This is a genomic window from Agrococcus phoenicis (genome assembly GCF_047302415.1).
Lineage (GTDB): Bacteria > Actinomycetota > Actinomycetes > Actinomycetales > Microbacteriaceae > Agrococcus.
The window spans coordinates 1929703-1946483 of record NZ_CP154854.1; the positions used below are offsets into that span (position 1 = coordinate 1929703).

16 protein-coding genes are annotated in these 16781 nt (G+C 72.5%); 7 read left to right on the forward strand and 9 right to left on the reverse strand.

Annotation, left to right across the window (positions count from 1 at the left end; all coding sequences use genetic code 11):
- Window positions 1-4 precede the first annotated feature (4 nt).
- Window positions 5-616, reverse strand: coding sequence for a phosphoribosylglycinamide formyltransferase (purN, locus tag AA0Z99_RS09220; protein ID WP_413316800.1), 612 nt, complete (start codon window positions 614-616; stop codon window positions 5-7).
- A 10-nt stretch (window positions 617-626) separates the two neighbouring features.
- Entirely contained in the window at window positions 627-2189 is a 1563-nt protein-coding gene (locus AA0Z99_RS09225; RefSeq protein ID WP_413316801.1) for a DUF6350 family protein, read from the reverse strand.
- A gap of 197 nt (window positions 2190-2386) precedes the next feature.
- Here AA0Z99_RS09225 and AA0Z99_RS09230 point away from each other — a divergent pair, with 197 nt between their 5' ends.
- The gene (locus AA0Z99_RS09230) at window positions 2387-4606 is read left to right on the forward strand and encodes an NADP-dependent isocitrate dehydrogenase (protein WP_413316802.1); all 2220 of its coding nucleotides are present in this window, start codon (window positions 2387-2389) and stop codon (window positions 4604-4606) included.
- A gap of 108 nt (window positions 4607-4714) precedes the next feature.
- On the opposite strand, the gene AA0Z99_RS09235 is transcribed toward AA0Z99_RS09230, so the two are convergent.
- The 5 genes from AA0Z99_RS09235 to sucC all read right to left on the reverse strand — a co-directional run bounded on the left by AA0Z99_RS09235 (window position 4715) and on the right by sucC (window position 9151).
- The gene (locus AA0Z99_RS09235; RefSeq protein ID WP_413316803.1) at window positions 4715-5584 is read right to left on the reverse strand and encodes a DUF559 domain-containing protein; all 870 of its coding nucleotides are present in this window, start codon (window positions 5582-5584) and stop codon (window positions 4715-4717) included.
- A gap of 227 nt (window positions 5585-5811) precedes the next feature.
- The gene (locus AA0Z99_RS09240; protein WP_413316804.1) at window positions 5812-6666 is read right to left on the reverse strand and encodes a hydrolase; all 855 of its coding nucleotides are present in this window, start codon (window positions 6664-6666) and stop codon (window positions 5812-5814) included.
- A 36-nt stretch (window positions 6667-6702) separates the two neighbouring features.
- Window positions 6703-6870 carry a hypothetical protein gene (locus tag AA0Z99_RS09245; protein WP_413316805.1) on the reverse strand — a complete coding sequence of 56 codons (168 nt, stop codon included), beginning with the start codon at window positions 6868-6870 and terminating at the stop codon, window positions 6703-6705.
- A 203-nt stretch (window positions 6871-7073) separates the two neighbouring features.
- The gene (gene sucD / locus AA0Z99_RS09250) at window positions 7074-7973 is read right to left on the reverse strand and encodes a succinate--CoA ligase subunit alpha (protein ID WP_413316806.1); all 900 of its coding nucleotides are present in this window, start codon (window positions 7971-7973) and stop codon (window positions 7074-7076) included.
- 11 nt (window positions 7974-7984) lie between these two features.
- Entirely contained in the window at window positions 7985-9151 is a 1167-nt protein-coding gene (sucC, locus tag AA0Z99_RS09255; RefSeq protein ID WP_413316807.1) for an ADP-forming succinate--CoA ligase subunit beta, read from the reverse strand.
- A 199-nt stretch (window positions 9152-9350) separates the two neighbouring features.
- On the opposite strand from sucC, the gene AA0Z99_RS09260 reads away from it, so the two are divergent.
- Window positions 9351-10073: a VIT family protein gene (locus AA0Z99_RS09260; protein ID WP_413316808.1), complete on the forward strand. Its 723-nt coding sequence runs from the start codon at window positions 9351-9353 to the stop codon at window positions 10071-10073.
- A 28-nt stretch (window positions 10074-10101) separates the two neighbouring features.
- Here the strand turns inward: AA0Z99_RS09260 and AA0Z99_RS09265 are convergent, their stop codons facing one another.
- Together AA0Z99_RS09265 and AA0Z99_RS09270 are read right to left on the reverse strand one after the other, a co-directional pair.
- Window positions 10102-10773: a response regulator gene (locus AA0Z99_RS09265; RefSeq protein ID WP_413316809.1), complete on the reverse strand. Its 672-nt coding sequence runs from the start codon at window positions 10771-10773 to the stop codon at window positions 10102-10104.
- Complete coding sequence (locus tag AA0Z99_RS09270; RefSeq protein ID WP_413316810.1) at window positions 10770-12509, reverse strand: ATP-binding protein; 1740 nt, start codon at window positions 12507-12509, stop codon at window positions 10770-10772. The genes AA0Z99_RS09265 and AA0Z99_RS09270 overlap by 4 nt, the downstream gene beginning before the upstream one ends.
- Before the next feature lie 174 nt (window positions 12510-12683).
- On the opposite strand from AA0Z99_RS09270, the gene AA0Z99_RS09275 reads away from it, so the two are divergent.
- The 5 genes from AA0Z99_RS09275 (at window position 12684) to AA0Z99_RS09295 (ending at window position 16752) form a co-directional block, all read left to right on the forward strand.
- A complete protein-coding gene (locus tag AA0Z99_RS09275; protein ID WP_413320825.1) occupies window positions 12684-13730 on the forward strand; it encodes a Bug family tripartite tricarboxylate transporter substrate binding protein in 1047 nt (348 codons plus the stop codon).
- Entirely contained in the window at window positions 13727-14272 is a 546-nt protein-coding gene (locus AA0Z99_RS09280; RefSeq protein WP_413316811.1) for a tripartite tricarboxylate transporter TctB family protein, read from the forward strand. Before AA0Z99_RS09275 ends, AA0Z99_RS09280 begins: the two co-directional genes overlap by 4 nt.
- The gene (locus AA0Z99_RS09285; RefSeq protein WP_413316812.1) at window positions 14272-15939 is read left to right on the forward strand and encodes a tripartite tricarboxylate transporter permease; all 1668 of its coding nucleotides are present in this window, start codon (window positions 14272-14274) and stop codon (window positions 15937-15939) included. Before AA0Z99_RS09280 ends, AA0Z99_RS09285 begins: the two co-directional genes overlap by 1 nt.
- A gap of 189 nt (window positions 15940-16128) precedes the next feature.
- The gene (locus AA0Z99_RS09290; RefSeq protein WP_413316813.1) at window positions 16129-16509 is read left to right on the forward strand and encodes a glyoxalase superfamily protein; all 381 of its coding nucleotides are present in this window, start codon (window positions 16129-16131) and stop codon (window positions 16507-16509) included.
- A 42-nt stretch (window positions 16510-16551) separates the two neighbouring features.
- Complete coding sequence (locus tag AA0Z99_RS09295) at window positions 16552-16752, forward strand: hypothetical protein (RefSeq protein ID WP_413316814.1); 201 nt, start codon at window positions 16552-16554, stop codon at window positions 16750-16752.
- Window positions 16753-16781 lie beyond the last annotated feature (29 nt).

A 16781-nucleotide genomic window follows, 5' to 3' on the forward strand; every position in this document is an offset into this window, starting at 1 on the left:
TCCTTCAGGTGTCGGGGCGGTCGAGGCGATGCTCGAGGCCGTGGTCGGCGAGGTCGATGGTGCCGTCAGCGATGTCGGTGATGACGCTCGCGAGCAGGTCGCGCTCGACGAGCTTGATGCGATCGTGCAGCGCGCCCAGGCTGTCGCCCGGCTCGATCGGCACGCGCTGCTGCGCGAGGATCGGACCGGTGTCGACACCGCTGTCGACGATGATGACGGATGCGCCCGTCTCGGTCACGCCCGCGGCGAGGGCGTCGCGCACGCCGTGGGCTCCGGGGAACTCCGGCAGGAAGGCGGGGTGGGTGTTGAGCAGCGCGGGCTCGAAGCGCGCGACGGCCGCCGGGGACAGCAGCCGCATGAAGCCGGAGAGCACGACGAGGTCGGGCTCGAAGGCGGCGATGCGGTCGGCGATGCGGTTCGACCACGCCTCGCGCGGGGCGGCGAAGGGCTCGACGAACGTGGCGATGCCGGCTGCAGCGGCGGTCTCGATGCCGCCGCACGCGCGATCGGCGCCGACCGCGATGATCTCGGCGGGCACGCGTCCGGCCTTGGTGCGCTGCAGCAGATCGGCGAAGTTGGTGCCGCTGCCGGAGACGAGGACGACGAGACGCAGCACGCCCTCCAGCCTACCGAGGGTCGCGCGCCGATTCGGCGTCGGATGCGTCGGGTGCCGCCGCGCCGATCTCCGCTGTCGCGTCGCGGTCGCCCGCCGCTCCGCCGGCCGGTGCCGGATCGGGCGCATCGACCTCGGCGCCCGCAGCCCCGTCGTGCGCCCCGTCACGGTCATGCCCGTCGTCGGCGTCGCCGGCGCCCTCGCGGCCAGGCTCGGCGACGGCATCGCGCTCCTCGGCGCCGTCCGCCCCACGGCTGCCATCGCCGTGGGCGTCGCCGCCCGACTCCCGGGCCCGACCCAGGCCGAGGACATCGCGGATCCTGGAGCCCTCGCCCTCGGTCGCGAGCGGCAGGGCGAAGCCGCCGGCCAGCGCGCCCGTGCCCCGCCCGCCGGCCAGCATGCCGATGAGGAGGCCAACGGCCACCTCGAGCGCGCCCCACGCGGCGACGAGCACCGCATCCGGCCCCGTCACCGCGAGGCGACCGGGCCCGATCGCGCCGGTCGAGAGCATGGCGGCGAGGCCCAGCAGCGCACCGGCGAGCACACCGCCGCCGACGGCTGCGATCGCGAGCTCCCACCAGTGCACCGGGCGGTCGACGCTGCCGGCCAGCAGGCTCTGGCGCACGAGCGCGCCGACCAGCACGGCAGCCAGCACCGGCAGCACGACGACCGCGGCCATCCAGGGCTGCGCCTGCGGGTCGATCGCCGCCAGCAGCGGCAGCGCGGGCACCGGGCCGAGATCGGTGCCGAGCGGGGAGACGCTCGAGCCCTGGCCGATCACGAAGCCCGGACCGATCGCCCAGGCGGCGCCCCACACGATCGCGGTGGGCGCGAGCGCGAGCTGCAGCAGGAACATCGCGACGGTGCCGATGGCGGTGACGCCGAGCGACTCGAGCAGCAGCAGGCCATCCGTGAAGCGCAGGAACAGGCCGAGGCCGACCAGCCCCGCACCGATCCCCAGGACCCCGACGAGCGCTGCGAAGCCCGCCCGGAACGCCGCTCGGATCGAGCGCAGCCACCGCTCCTCGACCGTGAGCGCACCCGCGACGGCCAGCAGCCAGGCGTGCTTGTGCGCGGCCAGCACCGCGGCGGCCATGCCGAGGAGCGCGACGAGCGCAGGCAGCACCGCCGCCTGCGCGAGGTCCGGGCTCGCGGTGCCGTGCTGCGCGCTCGTGCCGACGAGCACCCCGATGGCGCCGGTGGCCGACGCGCCGAGCAGCATCGCGATCGCCGCGTCGAGCAGCGGGAGCGTGGCGAGCCGCGTGCCGCTGCGCCAGTGCAGCCAGAAGGTGATGAGGCCGATCCCCCAGGCGCCCGCCGAGAGCACCCACGAGCGCCCGGCCTCCTCGAGGCCGACGGCGAGCACGGTCTCGCGACCGGGCGTGATGCCGATGTCGACGCCGTGCCCGAGCAGCCAGGCGTCCGCCGCGATCCGCCACTGCAGCAGCGGATCGCCGTCGAAGCCTTGGTCGACGCCCCAGACGGCGAGGCAGACGAGCGCGCACAGCACGATGCCCGCCGCCGCGATGGCGGCGGACTCGACTGCCTGACCGATCCCGGCCCATACGCGACGCACGGCAGGCACTGTATCGACGCATCCGCCCCCGACCCCGCCGCCTCGCCGCGCAGCGCGAGGTGGCGGGCGCCGCCCGACGGACGCCGCGGGATCGCCCGGCCGCGACGGCCAAGACGGTAGGTTGGACGGGCACGGCGCGGCCCGCGCACGGATCGGGGCCGGCCTTCAATCACTTCACCGCGAGAGGTTCGAGCCGCATGGCCAAGATCATCTACACGTACACCGATGAGGCGCCGATGCTCGCGACGCACTCGTTCCTGCCGATCGTGAGCGCGTTCGCCGCCGCGGCCGACGTGGAGGTCGAGCGTCGCGACATCTCGCTCGCCGGGCGCATCATCGCGTCGTTCGCCGACCGCCTGCCCGCCGACCAGCAGGAGCCGGACGCACTGGCAGAGCTGGGCGAGCTGGCGAAGACGCCGGAGGCCAACATCATCAAGCTGCCGAACATCTCGGCGTCCGTGCCGCAGCTGAAGGCAGCGATCGCCGAGCTGCAGCAGCAGGGCTTCGCGCTCCCCGACTACCCCGACGAGGTCACGACCGACGACGAGCGCGACATCCGCGCCCGCTACGACTCGGTCAAGGGCTCCGCCGTCAACCCCGTGCTCCGCGAGGGCAACTCCGACCGCCGCGCGCCGCGCTCCGTGAAGGAGTTCGCCCGCAAGCACCCCCACTCGATGGGCGCCTGGGCCGACGACTCGAAGACCGCGGTCGCGACCATGAGCGCCGGCGACTTCCGCTCGAACGAGCGGTCGGTCACGATCGCCGCCGATGACGCGCTGCAGATCCGCTTCGTCGGCGCCGACGGCGAGACGACGGTGCTGAAGGACGGCCTGACCGTGCTCGAGGGCGAGATCGTCGACGCCACGTTCATGTCGGCGAAGGCGCTCGACGCGTTCCTCGCCGAGCAGGTGCAGCGCGCCCGCGACGAGCAGGTGCTCTTCTCCGCCCACCTCAAGGCGACGATGATGAAGGTCTCCGACCCGATCATCTTCGGCCACGTCGTGCGCGCGTTCCTGCCCGCGGTGTTCGAGCAGTACGGCGCGCAGCTCGAGGAGGCCGGCCTCTCGCCCGAGAACGGCCTCGGCTCGATCCTCGCCGGCCTCTCGGAGCTCGACGAGTCGACCGCCTCGGGGGTTCGCGCCGCGATCGAGCACGGCCTCGCCGACGGTCCGCGCCTCGCGATGGTGAACTCCGACAAGGGCATCACGAACCTCCACGTGCCCTCCGACGTGATCGTGGATGCGTCGATGCCCGCCATGATCCGGCAGTCCGGACACATGTGGGGCCCGGATGGCGAGGAGGCGGACACGCTGGCCGTGATCCCCGACTCCTCCTACGCCGGCATCTACCAGGTCGTCATCGAGGACTGCCAGGCCAACGGCGCGTTCGACCCGACGACGATGGGCTCGGTGCCCAACGTGGGGCTCATGGCGCAGAAGGCTGAGGAGTACGGCTCGCACGACAAGACCTTCCGCATCGAGCGGGCGGGTCGCGTCGAGGTCGTCGACGGCTCGGGCGCGGTGCTGCTCTCGCACGAGGTCGAGGCCGGCGACATCTGGCGGGCCTGCCAGACGAAGGACGTGCCGGTGCGCGACTGGGTGAAGCTCGCGGTCACGCGCGCCCGCGCCTCGTCGACGCCCGCGATCTTCTGGCTCGACGCGGACCGAGCGCACGACGCCGAGCTCATCAAGAAGGTCGAGCAGGAGCTGCCGTCGCACGACACCGAGGGCCTCGACATCCAGATCCTCAGCCCCGTCGAGGCGACGAAGGTCTCGATCGACCGCATCCGCCAGGGCCTCGACACGATCTCGGTCACCGGCAACGTGCTGCGCGACTACAACACCGACCTGTTCCCCATCCTCGAGCTCGGCACGAGCGCGAAGATGCTGTCGGTCGTGCCGCTGCTGAACGGCGGCGGGCTGTTCGAGACGGGCGCCGGCGGCTCGGCCCCGAAGCACGTGCAGCAGCTGGTCGAGGAGAACCACCTGCGCTGGGACTCGCTCGGCGAGTTCATGGCGCTGGCCGAGTCGTTCCGCCACCTGTCGGTCACGACGGGCAACGCCCGCGCGGGCGTGCTGGCCGAGACGCTGGACGCCGCGACCGGCTCGTTCCTCAACGAGAACAAGTCGCCCTCGCGCCGGGTGGGCGAGATCGACAACCGCGGCAGCCACTTCTGGCTGGCGCGCTACTGGGCAGAGGAGCTCGCGGCGCAGACCGACGACGCAGACCTGGCCCAGACCTTCGGCCCCGTCGCCGAGCAGCTCGTGTCGCAGACCGAGACGATCGAGCGCGAGCTGCTCGGGGTGCAGGGCAGCCCGGTCGACCTGGCCGGCTACTACCGCGTCGACGCCGACCTCGCCGATGCCGCGATGCGCCCGAGCGCCTCGCTGAACGCGATCCTCGCGCCGCTGCGCTGACCTCGCGGCGCACAGCACGACGGGCCCGGCTCCGGCCGGGCCCGTCGTGCTTCCGGAAGTCCTCCGGATCTCAGCGCATCGGCTGGGACCATCCCGCTGGCTCACCGCTCAGGCGGAGGACTTCCGGCGCCGCGGCAGGCGGTGCCCGCCGCGACGCACGATCGCGAGGATGTCCTGCTCGATCTCTGCCCACTCGTCGTGGATCTGCCGGTAGCTCAGCCGCAGCACGATGAAGCCCCGTGCGGCGAGCCGGCGGTCGCGACGCCGGTCGCTCTCGTAGGCCTCCGCGGCCGTGTGATGCTCCCTGCTGTCGCACTCGATGATCAGGCGCTCGCCGACGAGTAGGTCGACGCGCACACCCTCCATGACCCGCACCTGGATGCGCGTCGCGACCTGCAGCGAGCGCAGCCGGAGGCGCACCATCGACTCGCTGCCGGATTCCGAGCGGCGGTCGGCGAGGTCGAGGAGCGCTCGCACCGCGAGCGGCGCGTCCCGCGCCCACTCCTCCAGCGTTGCCAGGCTCGCGAGACGCCGATGCAGGATCGAGTCGGTGACCACGACGATCTCCTCGCGACTGCCGCAGCGCAGCGCGCAGCGGAAGGCGAGCTCGAGGTCGTCGGCCGCCGCGGTGATCGGCGCCTCGAGCCCGAAGGGGTGACAGCTGCGCGTGCGAGCGCCGCGCGTGCCATCGGACCGAACCTTGCGACGACGCCGGTGCTCGGGCAGGCGCACGTGCGTGCCCTTGCCCTCCGGTACCCAGACGCCGTGCAGGCGGAGCGCGCTGAAGCACGAGAGGCAGCCGCCGGCCGCGACGGCTGCGCGCGCCGATGCGTCCGATGCAGAGGTCGCGAACCAGCCCGGTCGCACGCGACGGAGCTCGCCCTGCTGCAGCGACACCTCGATCTGCCACCTGGTCGCACCTGCGGCCATGAGCTGTGCGGCTGACACGATCCCCAGCTGCTGCATCAACGCGTCCATCGGCGCACCGTGCCACGCGCGAGGGCGGCCTGGCGCCGCCAGCTCGAGCGGCTGTGGAGAGCCGTCCATCGCCAAGCAGCTCGGGTCGTGCGCTCTGCCCATCCGGGGATGCCCAGAATTCTTCCGGCCCTGGGCGCATCCGTCTGGACTATCCAGCCCGAGCAGCCCAGAACAGGAGATCCTCCGGCGCCCCGCCGCTGAGCAAGCAGCCCGACCGAAGCCGACGCTTAGGTCAGGTCGTCGTGCTCGCCGGTCACCCAGGCGATGTGCCGCTCGGCGGAGCGGGCGACCGCCTCCGGGCCGTCCTCGACCAGCTGGCCCGGGATGTTGCCGTAGAGGCGCCGGAACCGCAGCGTCGCGGCCTGATCCGCGATGCGCCGCACGACCGCGGCGGAGAGGGGGATGTTGTTCGGGTAGGAGCGCATGAAGGCGACGCTCCTGCGGTCGGGCTTCGGCTGGATCGTGTCGCCGGCGAGCAGCGAGCCCTCGCCGCCGCTCCCCGCTGCCCACAGCGCGACGGCCGCGCCGGGGAAGTGCCCGCCGAAGCGGATGAGGCGCACGCCGGGCAGCAGGTCGACCTCGTCGTCCCACAGCTCGATCCGCGCGTGCTGCCGCTGGATCCAGGACGCGTCGCGGGCGTTCACGAGCACGCTGGCGCCCAGCGCATCCGCCCACGCGCACTGCACGCCGAACATGTGCGGATGCGAGGCGGCGATCGCGCGCAGCCCACCGAGCTCGCGCACCTGCTCGACTGCAGCATCCGTGATCGTGCCCAGCGGGTCCCAGAGCAGGTTGCCCTCGCCGGTCTGCACCAGCAGCGCTCGCTGCCCGATGCCGACCGCCGGCTCCGAGGTGAGCGCCCAGAGCTGCGGCTCGAGCTCCACGACGTCGATGCGCATGCCATCGCGCTGCTGCACGTCCACCGACGTCCAGCGCTGGCCCTGCGCGGGCACCCACTGGCGCTCGTCCGCGCAGATCGGGCAGATGGGCGGCAGCGGCTCCTGGCTCTCGACGCCGCAGGTCGCGCACAGCACCGTCGCGCCGCCCGTCGCATCCGCGCCCGGCGTGCTCGCGCTCGTCACGCCCGCACCCGTCGTGCTCACCTCGAGGCCGTGCCGCTACGCGTCGTCGGCGTCGCTCGCCTCGTCCTCCTCCGGCTCGAAGGTCGAGGGCTCGTCGCTCGTCGTCGCGCCCAGCCCGTCGGGGTCAGCGGGGATGGTGCCGTCCTCGCCCAGGCCGCCGGGCTTCTTCGTGCCGTCGGGATCGTGCTGCTCGTGCTCGCTCATGGGGTCCTCCTGATCGGCGGTCCGGCCGCGGGAAGGGCCGGAGCGTGCCGCCACGATAGCCCCGCGAGCCAGGAGCGCGCCGAGTGCCGCAGGCAGGTGCGGCGCGATGCCCCAGGACGCGGAGCGCGCGACCGCCGCGCTCCGGGAACGACGAGACGGGCCCTGGCCGAAGCCGGGACCCGTCTCGCGGTGCTGCGCTCAGGTCAGAGCGACTCGATGATCTCCCGCATCAGGCGAGCCGCCTCGGTCGGCGTCTTGCCGACCTTGACGCCGGCGGCCTCGAGAGCCGCCTGCTTCGCCTCGGCGGTGCCCGACGAGCCCGAGACGATGGCGCCGGCGTGGCCCATCGTCTTGCCCTCGGGGGCCGTGAAGCCGGCGACGTAGCCGACGACCGGCTTCGTCACGTTGGCCTTGATGAAGTCGGCGGCGCGCTCCTCGGCGTCGCCGCCGATCTCGCCGATCATGACGATGGCCTTGGTCTCGGGGTCGGCCTCGAAGGCCTCGAGCGCGTCGATGTGCGTCGTGCCGATGACCGGGTCGCCGCCGATGCCGATGGCGGTCGAGAAGCCGATGTCGCGCAGCTCGAACATCATCTGGTAGGTCAGCGTGCCCGACTTCGAGACGAGGCCGATCGGCCCCTTGCCCGTGATGTTCGCGGGCGTGATGCCGACGAGCGACTCCTCCGGCGTGATGATGCCCGGGCAGTTCGGGCCGATGATGCGCGTCGTGCCGGCCGCCTTGGCGTGCGCCCAGAACTCGGCGGAGTCCTGCACGGGGATGCCCTCGGTGATGACCACGAGCAGGCCGATGCCTGCGTCGACGGCCTCGATGACGGCGTCCTTCGCGAAGGCCGGCGGCACGAACACGATCGAGGTGTCGGCGCCGGTGGCCTCCATGGCCTCGGCGACGGAGCCGAAGACGGGAAGCTCGACCTGCGAGCCGTCCTTCGCGACGTGCGAGACGGTCGTGCCGGCCTTGCGCGCGTTCACGCCGCCGACGACCTGGGTGCCGGCCGCGAGCATGCGGGCGGTGTGCTTCGAGCCCTCGCCGCCGGTGATGCCCTGGACGATGACCTTGCTGTCCTTGTTGAGGTAGATCGACATGTGTTGCTCCCTTAGGCCGCAGCCAGCTCGGCGGCCTTGTCGGCGGCCTCGTCCATCGTGTCGACGACCGTCACCAGCGGGTGCGCGGCGTCAGCGAGGATCTTGCGACCCTCATCGACGTTGTTGCCGTCGAGCCGCACGACCAGCGGCTTCGTGGCGGTGTCGCCGAGGATCTCGAGCGCCTGCACGATGCCGTCGGCGACCGCGTCGCAGGCGGTGATGCCGCCGAAGACGTTGACGAACACGCTCTTGACGTCCTCGTCGTTCAGGATGACGTCGAGGCCTGCGGCCATGACCTGCGCGGATGCGCCGCCACCGATGTCGAGGAAGTTGGCGGGCTTGACGCCGCCGTGGCGCTCACCGGCGTAGGCCACCACGTCGAGCGTCGACATGACGAGGCCCGCGCCGTTGCCGATGATGCCGACCTGGCCGTCGAGCTTCACGTAGTTGAGGTCCGACTCCTTGGCCTTCGCCTCGAGCGGGTCGGCCGCAGCCTTGTCCTCGAGCTCGGCGTGGCCGGGCTGGCGGAACTCGGCGTTCTCGTCGAGCGAGATCTTGCCGTCGAGCGCGACGATGTCGCCGCCCTCGGTGAGCACGAGCGGGTTCACCTCGACGAGCGTGGCGTCCTCCTTGACGAAGACGTCGTAGAGCTTCACGAGCACCGGGGCGATCTTGTCGACCAGCTCCTCGGGGAAGCTCGCTGCGCGGACGATCTCGTCGGCCTTCTCGGCGGTGATGCCGACGGCGGGGTCGACCTCGACCTTCGCGAGCGCCTCGGGGCGCTCCTCCGCCAGCTGCTCGATCTCCATGCCGCCCTCGTACGAGCACATGGCGAGGTAGGAGCGGTTCGCGCGGTCGAGCAGCACCGAGAAGTAGTACTCCTCCTTGATGGCTGCGCCCTCTGCGACCATCACCCGCTGCACGGTGTGGCCCTTGATGTCGAGGCCGAGGATCGCGCTCGCCGCGTCCTTCGCCTCTGCGGGGCTCTTCGCGACCTTCACGCCGCCAGCCTTGCCTCGTCCGCCGGTCTTGACCTGTGCCTTCACGACGACGACAGCGCCACCGAGCTCCGCGGCTGCTGCCTCGGCCTGCTCGGGGGTGTCGGCGGTGATGCCTCGCAGCACGGGGACTCCGTGCTGCTCGAAGAGGTCTCTTGCCTGGTACTCGTAGAGATCCACGCGTCATCCAATCGATGTCTGGTGAGCCATGTGTGGTGGGGGATTCGCCGCGTCAAGCCTAGACCTGTCGCCGATGCCCCCTCGTGCGCTTTCGGCCTGCCGAAGCGCCAAGATTCGGCGTTCTTGCGGCTTTCGCACGAGCCTCGCCTTGCTTGCGGCGGGCGGGGCGACCGCCGACCATGGTGGCAGGAGGAACTCCATGGATCCCGCACTGCAGCGTCGGCCAGACCTGCCGCCGCCGGTCGAGTCGATGACCTCGAGGCTCAACTGGCTGCGCGCCGGCGTGCTGGGCGCGAACGACGGCATCGTCTCGACCGCCGCCCTGATGGTGGGCGTCGCGGGCGCCGGCACGTCGGCGGCCGGCATCCTGACCGCCGGGGTCGCTGCCCTCGTCGCCGGCGCCTTCTCGATGGCCGTCGGCGAGTACGTCTCGGTCTCCTCGCAGCGCGACAGCGAGCGGGCCGCGATCCGCCGCGAGCAGGTGCTGCTGGACGCAGCCCCGGAGGCCCAGGTCGACCAGCTCGCCCACATGTACGAGCTGCGCGGCCTCTCGCCGCGCACGGCGCACCGGGTCGCTGTCGAGCTGACGGAGGCGGATCCGCTGCGCGCGCACCTCGACGTGGAGTACAAGCTCGACCCTGAGGACCTCAACGACCCGTGGTCGGCGGCCGGAGCATCGGCGCTCGCCTTCACGCTGGGCTCGCTCGTGCCGCTGCTGGCAGCGCTGCTCTCCCCCGCCGGCTGGATGCCGTGGCCGATCGTCGTCGCGACCGTGCTCGCGCTGGTCCTGACGGGCGTCGTGTCCGCGCGGATCGGCGCGTCGAGCAAGCGCGCCGCGATGGTGCGGGTGGTGCTCGGCGGCGGCATCGCGCTCGCGGCGACCTGGCTGATCGGCTCCCTCATCGGCACGCCGGTCCACTAGCGAGACCTCGCCGCCAGATCGGCGCGCTTCAGCGGGCGGAGTAGCGCAGCTCCGGCCGCCCGGTGCCGCCGTAGCGAGGCGCGACCGCGACCCGACCCTCGGCCACCAAGCGCTCGAGGTAGCGGCGGGCGCTCACCCGCGACATGCCGAGCCGCTCGCCCACCTCGGCAGCGCTCACGGCCTCGTCGGCGACCGCGAGCAGCGCCGCGACGCGGTCGAGGGTCAGCTGCGAGCCGGCGGAGCCCGGCTTCTGCCGCTCGCTCGGCTGCAGCATCGCGTCGACCGCGCGCTGATCGAGCGGCTGCGTGGCCAGATGCTCCACCTGGGCGAGCTCGGCGCGGATCGCCTCGAGCCGCTCGCGCATCGCCTCGAGCCCGAACGGCTTCACGAGGTAGTGGCGCACGCCGAAGGTGCGGGCCGCGCGCACGGTCTCGAGGTCGCGAGCGGCGGTCACGGCGACCACCTCGCCCGTGAACCCGCGCGCCCGTGCGACGCGCAGCACCTCGATGCCGGATGCGTCGGGCAGGTGCACGTCGAGCAGCACGAGATCGGGGCGCACGGCCTCGATCGCCTCGAGCGCGTCGCGCCCGGTGCCGACCTCGCCGACGACCGCGAAGGCGCCGTGGCGCTCGACGAAGCCTCGCGTCACGATCGCGACCGCCTTGTCGTCCTCGACGATCAGCACGCGCAGCGGCCTCACGACTGCGCTCCCCGGTCGCGGGCGGGCGCCGGCGCGCTCGCGGCGGCGAGGGTCGCGGCTCCGAGGTCCGAGGCGTCGTGGCGCTCGGTGCCGGCGCTTCCGGCGCCGCGCGCCGCACCGCCACGGAGCGCGGCGCCCGGAGCGTGCGTCGCATCCGCCCCCGTCGCGACCGGCAGCGTCGCGATGAAGCGCGCGCCGCCCAGCGGCGACCGCTCGACGGTCGCCGAACCGCCCAGGCGCTCCGCGACACGGCGCACGAGCGTGAGCCCGTAGCCGCGCGCGCTGCCCGCCGGCCGCTGCTTGGTCGAGAACTCGACGTCGAAGATCGAGTCGCGCAGCGCATCCGGCACGCCCTCGCCGTCGTCGTCCACCGCGATCGTGACGACCCTGCCCGCAGCGGTCGCCTCGTCGCGCAGCGCGACCTCGACCCTGCCGCCGGCGGATGCGTCCAGGGCGTTGTCGACGAGGTTGCCGAGCACCGTCAGCCAGTCACCGGCGACCTCGACCGACGGCGCCGGCTGCAGCGACGCGTCGGCGGCCACCGCGAGCTCGACGCCGCGCTCGCGCGCCTGCGCCCGCTTCGCGAGCAGCAGCGCCGAGACCTCGAGCTCGAGGATGCCGGACGTGCCCGATGCCGGCTCGAGCGCGTCGAGCGCGCCGCCGGCCCCGGCCCGCCGGATGACGCCCATCGCCGCCTCGGTCTCCCCCAGCTCGAGCAGGCCGCCGAGCGTGTGGAGGGTGTTGGCGAACTCGTGCTGCTGCGCGCGCAGCGTCTCGGTCGATCCCTTGGCGCCGGCGAGGTCGCGCAGCGCCGTGTCGATCTCGGTGCGATCGCGCAGGATCAGCACGGTGCCGACGTCGCGACCGTCGACGACGACCGGGTCTGCGCGCACGACGAGCACGCGCTCCCCGGCGAGCACCAGCTGCTGCTCGCCCGCGTCGGCCAGCAGCGGCTCGACCTGCGCGTCGAGCACCTCGGCGACCGAGACGCCCGCGAGGTCGTCGCCCTCGCGCCCGAGCAGCCGCAGGGCCGCATCGTTGCAGAGCACGATCGCGCCCCGCTCGTCGAGCACCACGAGCCCCTCGCCGATGCCGTGGAGCGTGGCGTTGCGCGTCTCCAGCATCGCTTTGATCTCGTCGGGCTCGACGCCGTGGATCCTGCGCCGGACGACGGCAGCGGCCCACGTGGCCAGCAGCACGCCGACGATCGCGGCGACGGCGAGGCACAGCGCGAGCACCCAGATGTTGGCGGCCCACTCGGCGTGCAGCTCCGACTCGAGGATGCCGACCGACACCTGGCCGACGATCTCGCCGTCGGTGCCGAAGACCGGCACCTTCGCCCGCCACGACGTGCCGAGGGTGCCGGTCTGGGTGTCGGTGAACAGGCCGCCCGTGATGACCGCATCCGCCGGTGTCGAGGCGACCTCGCCGATGCGATCGGGGTTCGGATGCGAGTAGCGGATGCCGTCGACGTCGGTCACGACGACGTAGGTGACGTCGGATGCGTTCCTGACGGTCTCGGCGATCGGCTGGATGACGATCGACGGCTCGCGGTCGTCGAAGGCGTCGATCACGGTCGGCAGCTGCGCGACCGAGTAGGCGACGCCCACCATGCGGTCCTGGTAGGCGTCGCGGATCGCGCGCTCCTGGAGCCAGGCGGCGGCGATCCCGGATCCGACGATGACGACGAGCATGATGGCGCTCTGCAGCAGCACCAGCTGTGTGCGCAGCCTCATCGCTCGTCTCACGGCCCCATCGTAGGCCGCGGAACCCGCCGCCGGGCACTGACCGAAACGACCGAAACGCTCTCTTTCGACCACAACCGCGGCACCCGACCGGCATGCGGCTACGGTCGCCACAGATCGTGACCCGGCATGGCGCCGGGCGCTCAAGGAGGAGACGTGCGATCCATGCACCCGAGCACCACGCGCAGCACGCGCACGCAGACCATGTTCCGACTCGGCCTGGCGGGCGCAGCAGCCCTCGCCCTGGCCGCATGCTCGACCGGGGGCGACGCCCCCGCCGGCTCTGAGGGCGCTGAGGGCGGGGCACCCGCCGCGATCAGTGCCGTCAACGTCATCGCACCCGCAGACCCGGGCGGCGGCTGGGACCAGACGGCCCGCACCCTCGGGCAGGTCCTCACCGAGACCAGCCTCGTCGGCTCGGCCCCGGTGTCGAACATCGGCGGCGCCGGCGGCACCGTCGGGCTCGCGTCGCTCGCGACGGAGACCGACCCCAACACCCTGATGATCACGGGCTCCGTGATGGTCGGCGCGGTCGAGACCAACGCATCCGACAACCGCATCGAGGACATGACGCCGATCGCGAAGCTCACCGAGGAGCCGCTCGTCATCGTCGTGCCCGCCGACTCGGAGTACCAGACGCTGCAGGACCTCGTGGATGCGGTCGTCGCGGAGGGCCAGGGCGTCGCCGTGACGGGCGGCTCGGCCGGCGGCATCGACCACATCCTCGCCGGCCTGCTGCTGACCGAGGCCGGCGTCGCGCCGGAGGAGGTGCCGGGCACGCTCAACTACGTCGCCAACTCCGGCGGCGGCGAGGCGCTCACGATGCTGCTCGGCAACACCGTGCAGGCTGGCATCTCCGGCGTCGGCGAGTTCTCGGAGTCGGTGCTCTCGGGTGACCTGCGCGCGCTGGCCGTCTCGAGCGCCGAGCCTGCCGAGGCGCTGCCCGACGTGCCGACGATCCAGGACGAGGGCATCGACATCACGCTGACCAACTGGCGCGGCGTGATCGCCCCCGGCGGCATCAGCGACGAGGAGCGCACCGCGCTCGTCGACCTCGCGACGCAGCTGCACGAGCAGGAGGCCTGGGCCGAGCAGCTCTCGACCAAGGGCTGGACGGATGCGTTCATCGCCGGCGACGAGTTCGACGCCTTCCTCGCGGACGACATCGCGCTCACGCAGGAGACGCTGCGCACGATCGGCCTGATCGAATGACCGCCTCGACGACCGCCGACGCACCCTCGGGTGCGCCGGCGGCGTCGCGCGCGCTGCGCATCGAGTCGATGGCCTTCGTCGGGCTGCTCATCGTGCTCTCGATCGCCGTCCTGATCGCGACGACCACCATCCGCGAGCCTCCCGGCTCGACGAACACGCTCGGCGCCCGCGTCGTGCCCTACGCCGTCGGCGGCCTCATGCTGCTGAGCGCGATCGCCGTGCTCATCGGCCAGCTGCGCGGCAAGTACGGCCACGCCGAGGAGGGCGAGGACATCGACCTCGAGCACGGCACCTCCTGGGGCGTCACCGCCATCATCGTGCTGAGCTTCCTCTCGCTGATGCTCACCATCCCGCACCTCGGCTGGCCGCTCGGCGTGACCATCCTCTTCGCGGGCGCCTCGCTCGCGCTGGGCGCGAAGCGCTGGTGGGTGGCCGCCCTCATCGGCCTCGCCATGGGCGTCATCACGCAGATCGTGTTCGGCACCCTGCTCGGGCTGACCCTGCCCGCGACCGGCACCCTGACCTCCTGGATCGGCCTCTGATGGACACCTGGTCCCTGCTGCTCGACGGCTTCACCACTGCCCTCCAGCCCATCTACCTGCTGTACGCGCTGCTCGGCGTGCTGCTCGGCACCGCCGTCGGCGTGCTGCCCGGCATCGGCCCGGCCATGACGGTCGCGCTGCTGCTGCCCATCACCTACGTGCTCGAGCCGACCGCCGCGTTCATCGTCTTCGCCGGCATCTACTACGGCGGCATGTACGGCGGATCGACCACCTCGATCCTCCTGAACACGCCCGGCGAGTCCGCCTCGATCGTCACCGCGCTCGAGGGCAACAAGATGGCGCGCGCCGGCCGCGGCGCCGCCGCGCTCGCGACCGCGGCCATCGGCTCGTTCGTCGCCGGCACGATCGCGACGGTACTGCTGACGCTGCTCGCGCCGCTGGTCGCGCGCTTCGCGGTGGGCCTGGGGCCGGCCGACTACTTCGCCCTGATGGTGATCGCCTTCCTGACGGTCGGCGCGCTCCTGGGCGACAGCATGTGGCGCGGCATGGTCTCGCTCTCGCTGGGCCTGTTCGTCGGGCTCATCGGCGTCGACACCCTGACGGGCCAGACCCGCTTCACGCTCGGCATCCCGCAGCTCGGCGACGGCATCGACGTCGTGCTCGTCGCAGTGGGCCTGTTCGCCCTCGGCGAGGCGCTCTACGTCGGCTCGCGCCTGCGCGGCGGCGAGCTGCCGATCATCCCGATCACGCGTGGCTGGCGCACCTGGATGCGGCGATCCGACTGGGCGCGCTCGTGGAAGCCGTGGCTCCGCGGCTCCTTCATCGGCTTCCCGATCGGGTCGATCCCCGCCGGCGGTGCCGACGTCGCGACCTTCCTGTCGTACGCGACGGAGCGGAGCCTGGCGAAGCCCGAGTACCGCAAGCAGTTCGGCAAGGGCGCCATCGAGGGCGTCGCCGGGCCCGAGTCGGCGAACAACGCCGCGGCCGCGGGCGTGCTCGTGCCGCTGCTGACGCTCGGCATCCCGACGACGGCCACGGCGGCGATCATCCTGAGCGCCTTCCAGGGCTACGGCATCCAGCCGGGCCCCCGCCTGTTCGAGAACCAGCCCGAGCTCGTGTGGGCGCTCATCGCGAGCCTCTACATCGGCAACGTGCTGCTGCTCGTGCTCAACCTGCCGCTCGTGGGCATCTGGGTGAAGCTGCTGCAGATCCCGCGGCCCTACCTCTACGCGGGCATCCTGGTGTTCGCTGGCCTCGGCGCCTACGCGGCGAACTTCACGGTGTTCGACATCGGCGTGCTGCTGGTGCTCGGCGTGCTCGGCTTCTTCATGCGGCGCCTCGGGTTCCCGATCGCGCCGCTCGTGGTGGGGGCCATCCTCGGCCCGATGGCGGAGGAGCAGCTGCGCAAGGCGATGCAGATCGGGCAGGGCGATCCGTCCTACCTCGTGCAGAGCCCGTTCTCGATCGTCGCGTACGCGGTGATGCTGGTCATCATCGTGGGCGCGATGTGGCTCAAGCGCCGCCGCGCGCGCTTCGAGGCCTCGCTGCCGACGCTCGAGACGACCGCGATCGCCGCGCTCGACGAGGAGATCGAGTCGCAGGAGCCCCACCCCGAGCTCGACCGCGGCCGTCTCTCGACGACGGCGCTGCCGAAGATCCGGCGCGATGACCCGAAGCGCCCGGAGGGCCCGGGCGTCGACGAGTAGCGCCGCCACGACGGCGCAGGCCACGACGGCCACGCGCACCACGACGGATGCCGTCCCGCACGCTGCGGGGCGGCATCCGTCGTGCGGCGGGGCACCGCGAGCACGACCGCAGCAGCGCGTGTCGGCGCCCCGGCGTAGCATCGCGCGCAGCGCGCTCGTCGGTGATCGCGCCCGACGATGGGAGCAGTCATGGAGTACCGCATCGAGCTGATCTTCGTGCCGGTGAGCGACACGGATCGTGCGAAGGCGTTCTACGGCGAGCAGCTGGGCTGGTCGATCGACATCGACGCGCGCGTCGAGGAGGGGCTTCGCTTCGTGCAGGTGACGCCGCCCGGCTCGGCGTGCTCCATCGCCTTCGGCGAGGGGCTGACGGAGGACGCCCCCGGCAGCCTGCGCAACGTGCAGGTCGTCGTCGCCGATGCCGAGGCCGCCCGCGCCGAGCTGCTCGCGGCCGGCATCGAGGCGAGCGAGGTCGACCCGCAGGCGTGGGGCCGCTTCGTCACGTTCTCCGACCCCGACGGCAACCGCTGGACCTTGCAGGAGCTCGTGGCGTACGACGGCGACTCCTGATCGAGCATGCCGGATGCGCCGGCGCGTGACAGGCTGGTGCGCATGCAGGAGCACGAGCGCGAGCACAGCCGCGACCACAGCCGCGAGCAGGATCGTGTCCCGCCGGAGCTGGACCCGTGGTTCGACCGCTACGACGACGACCGGCCGCCGCGCACGCTGCGGCGCCGGCTGCAGCCCGTGATCTGGCTCGTCGGCGCGGTCACGCTCGTCGCGATGGTGCTGCTGGTGACGCCGGGCCTCTGAGCCCGCGTCAGGCGTCGCGCGCCATCCCT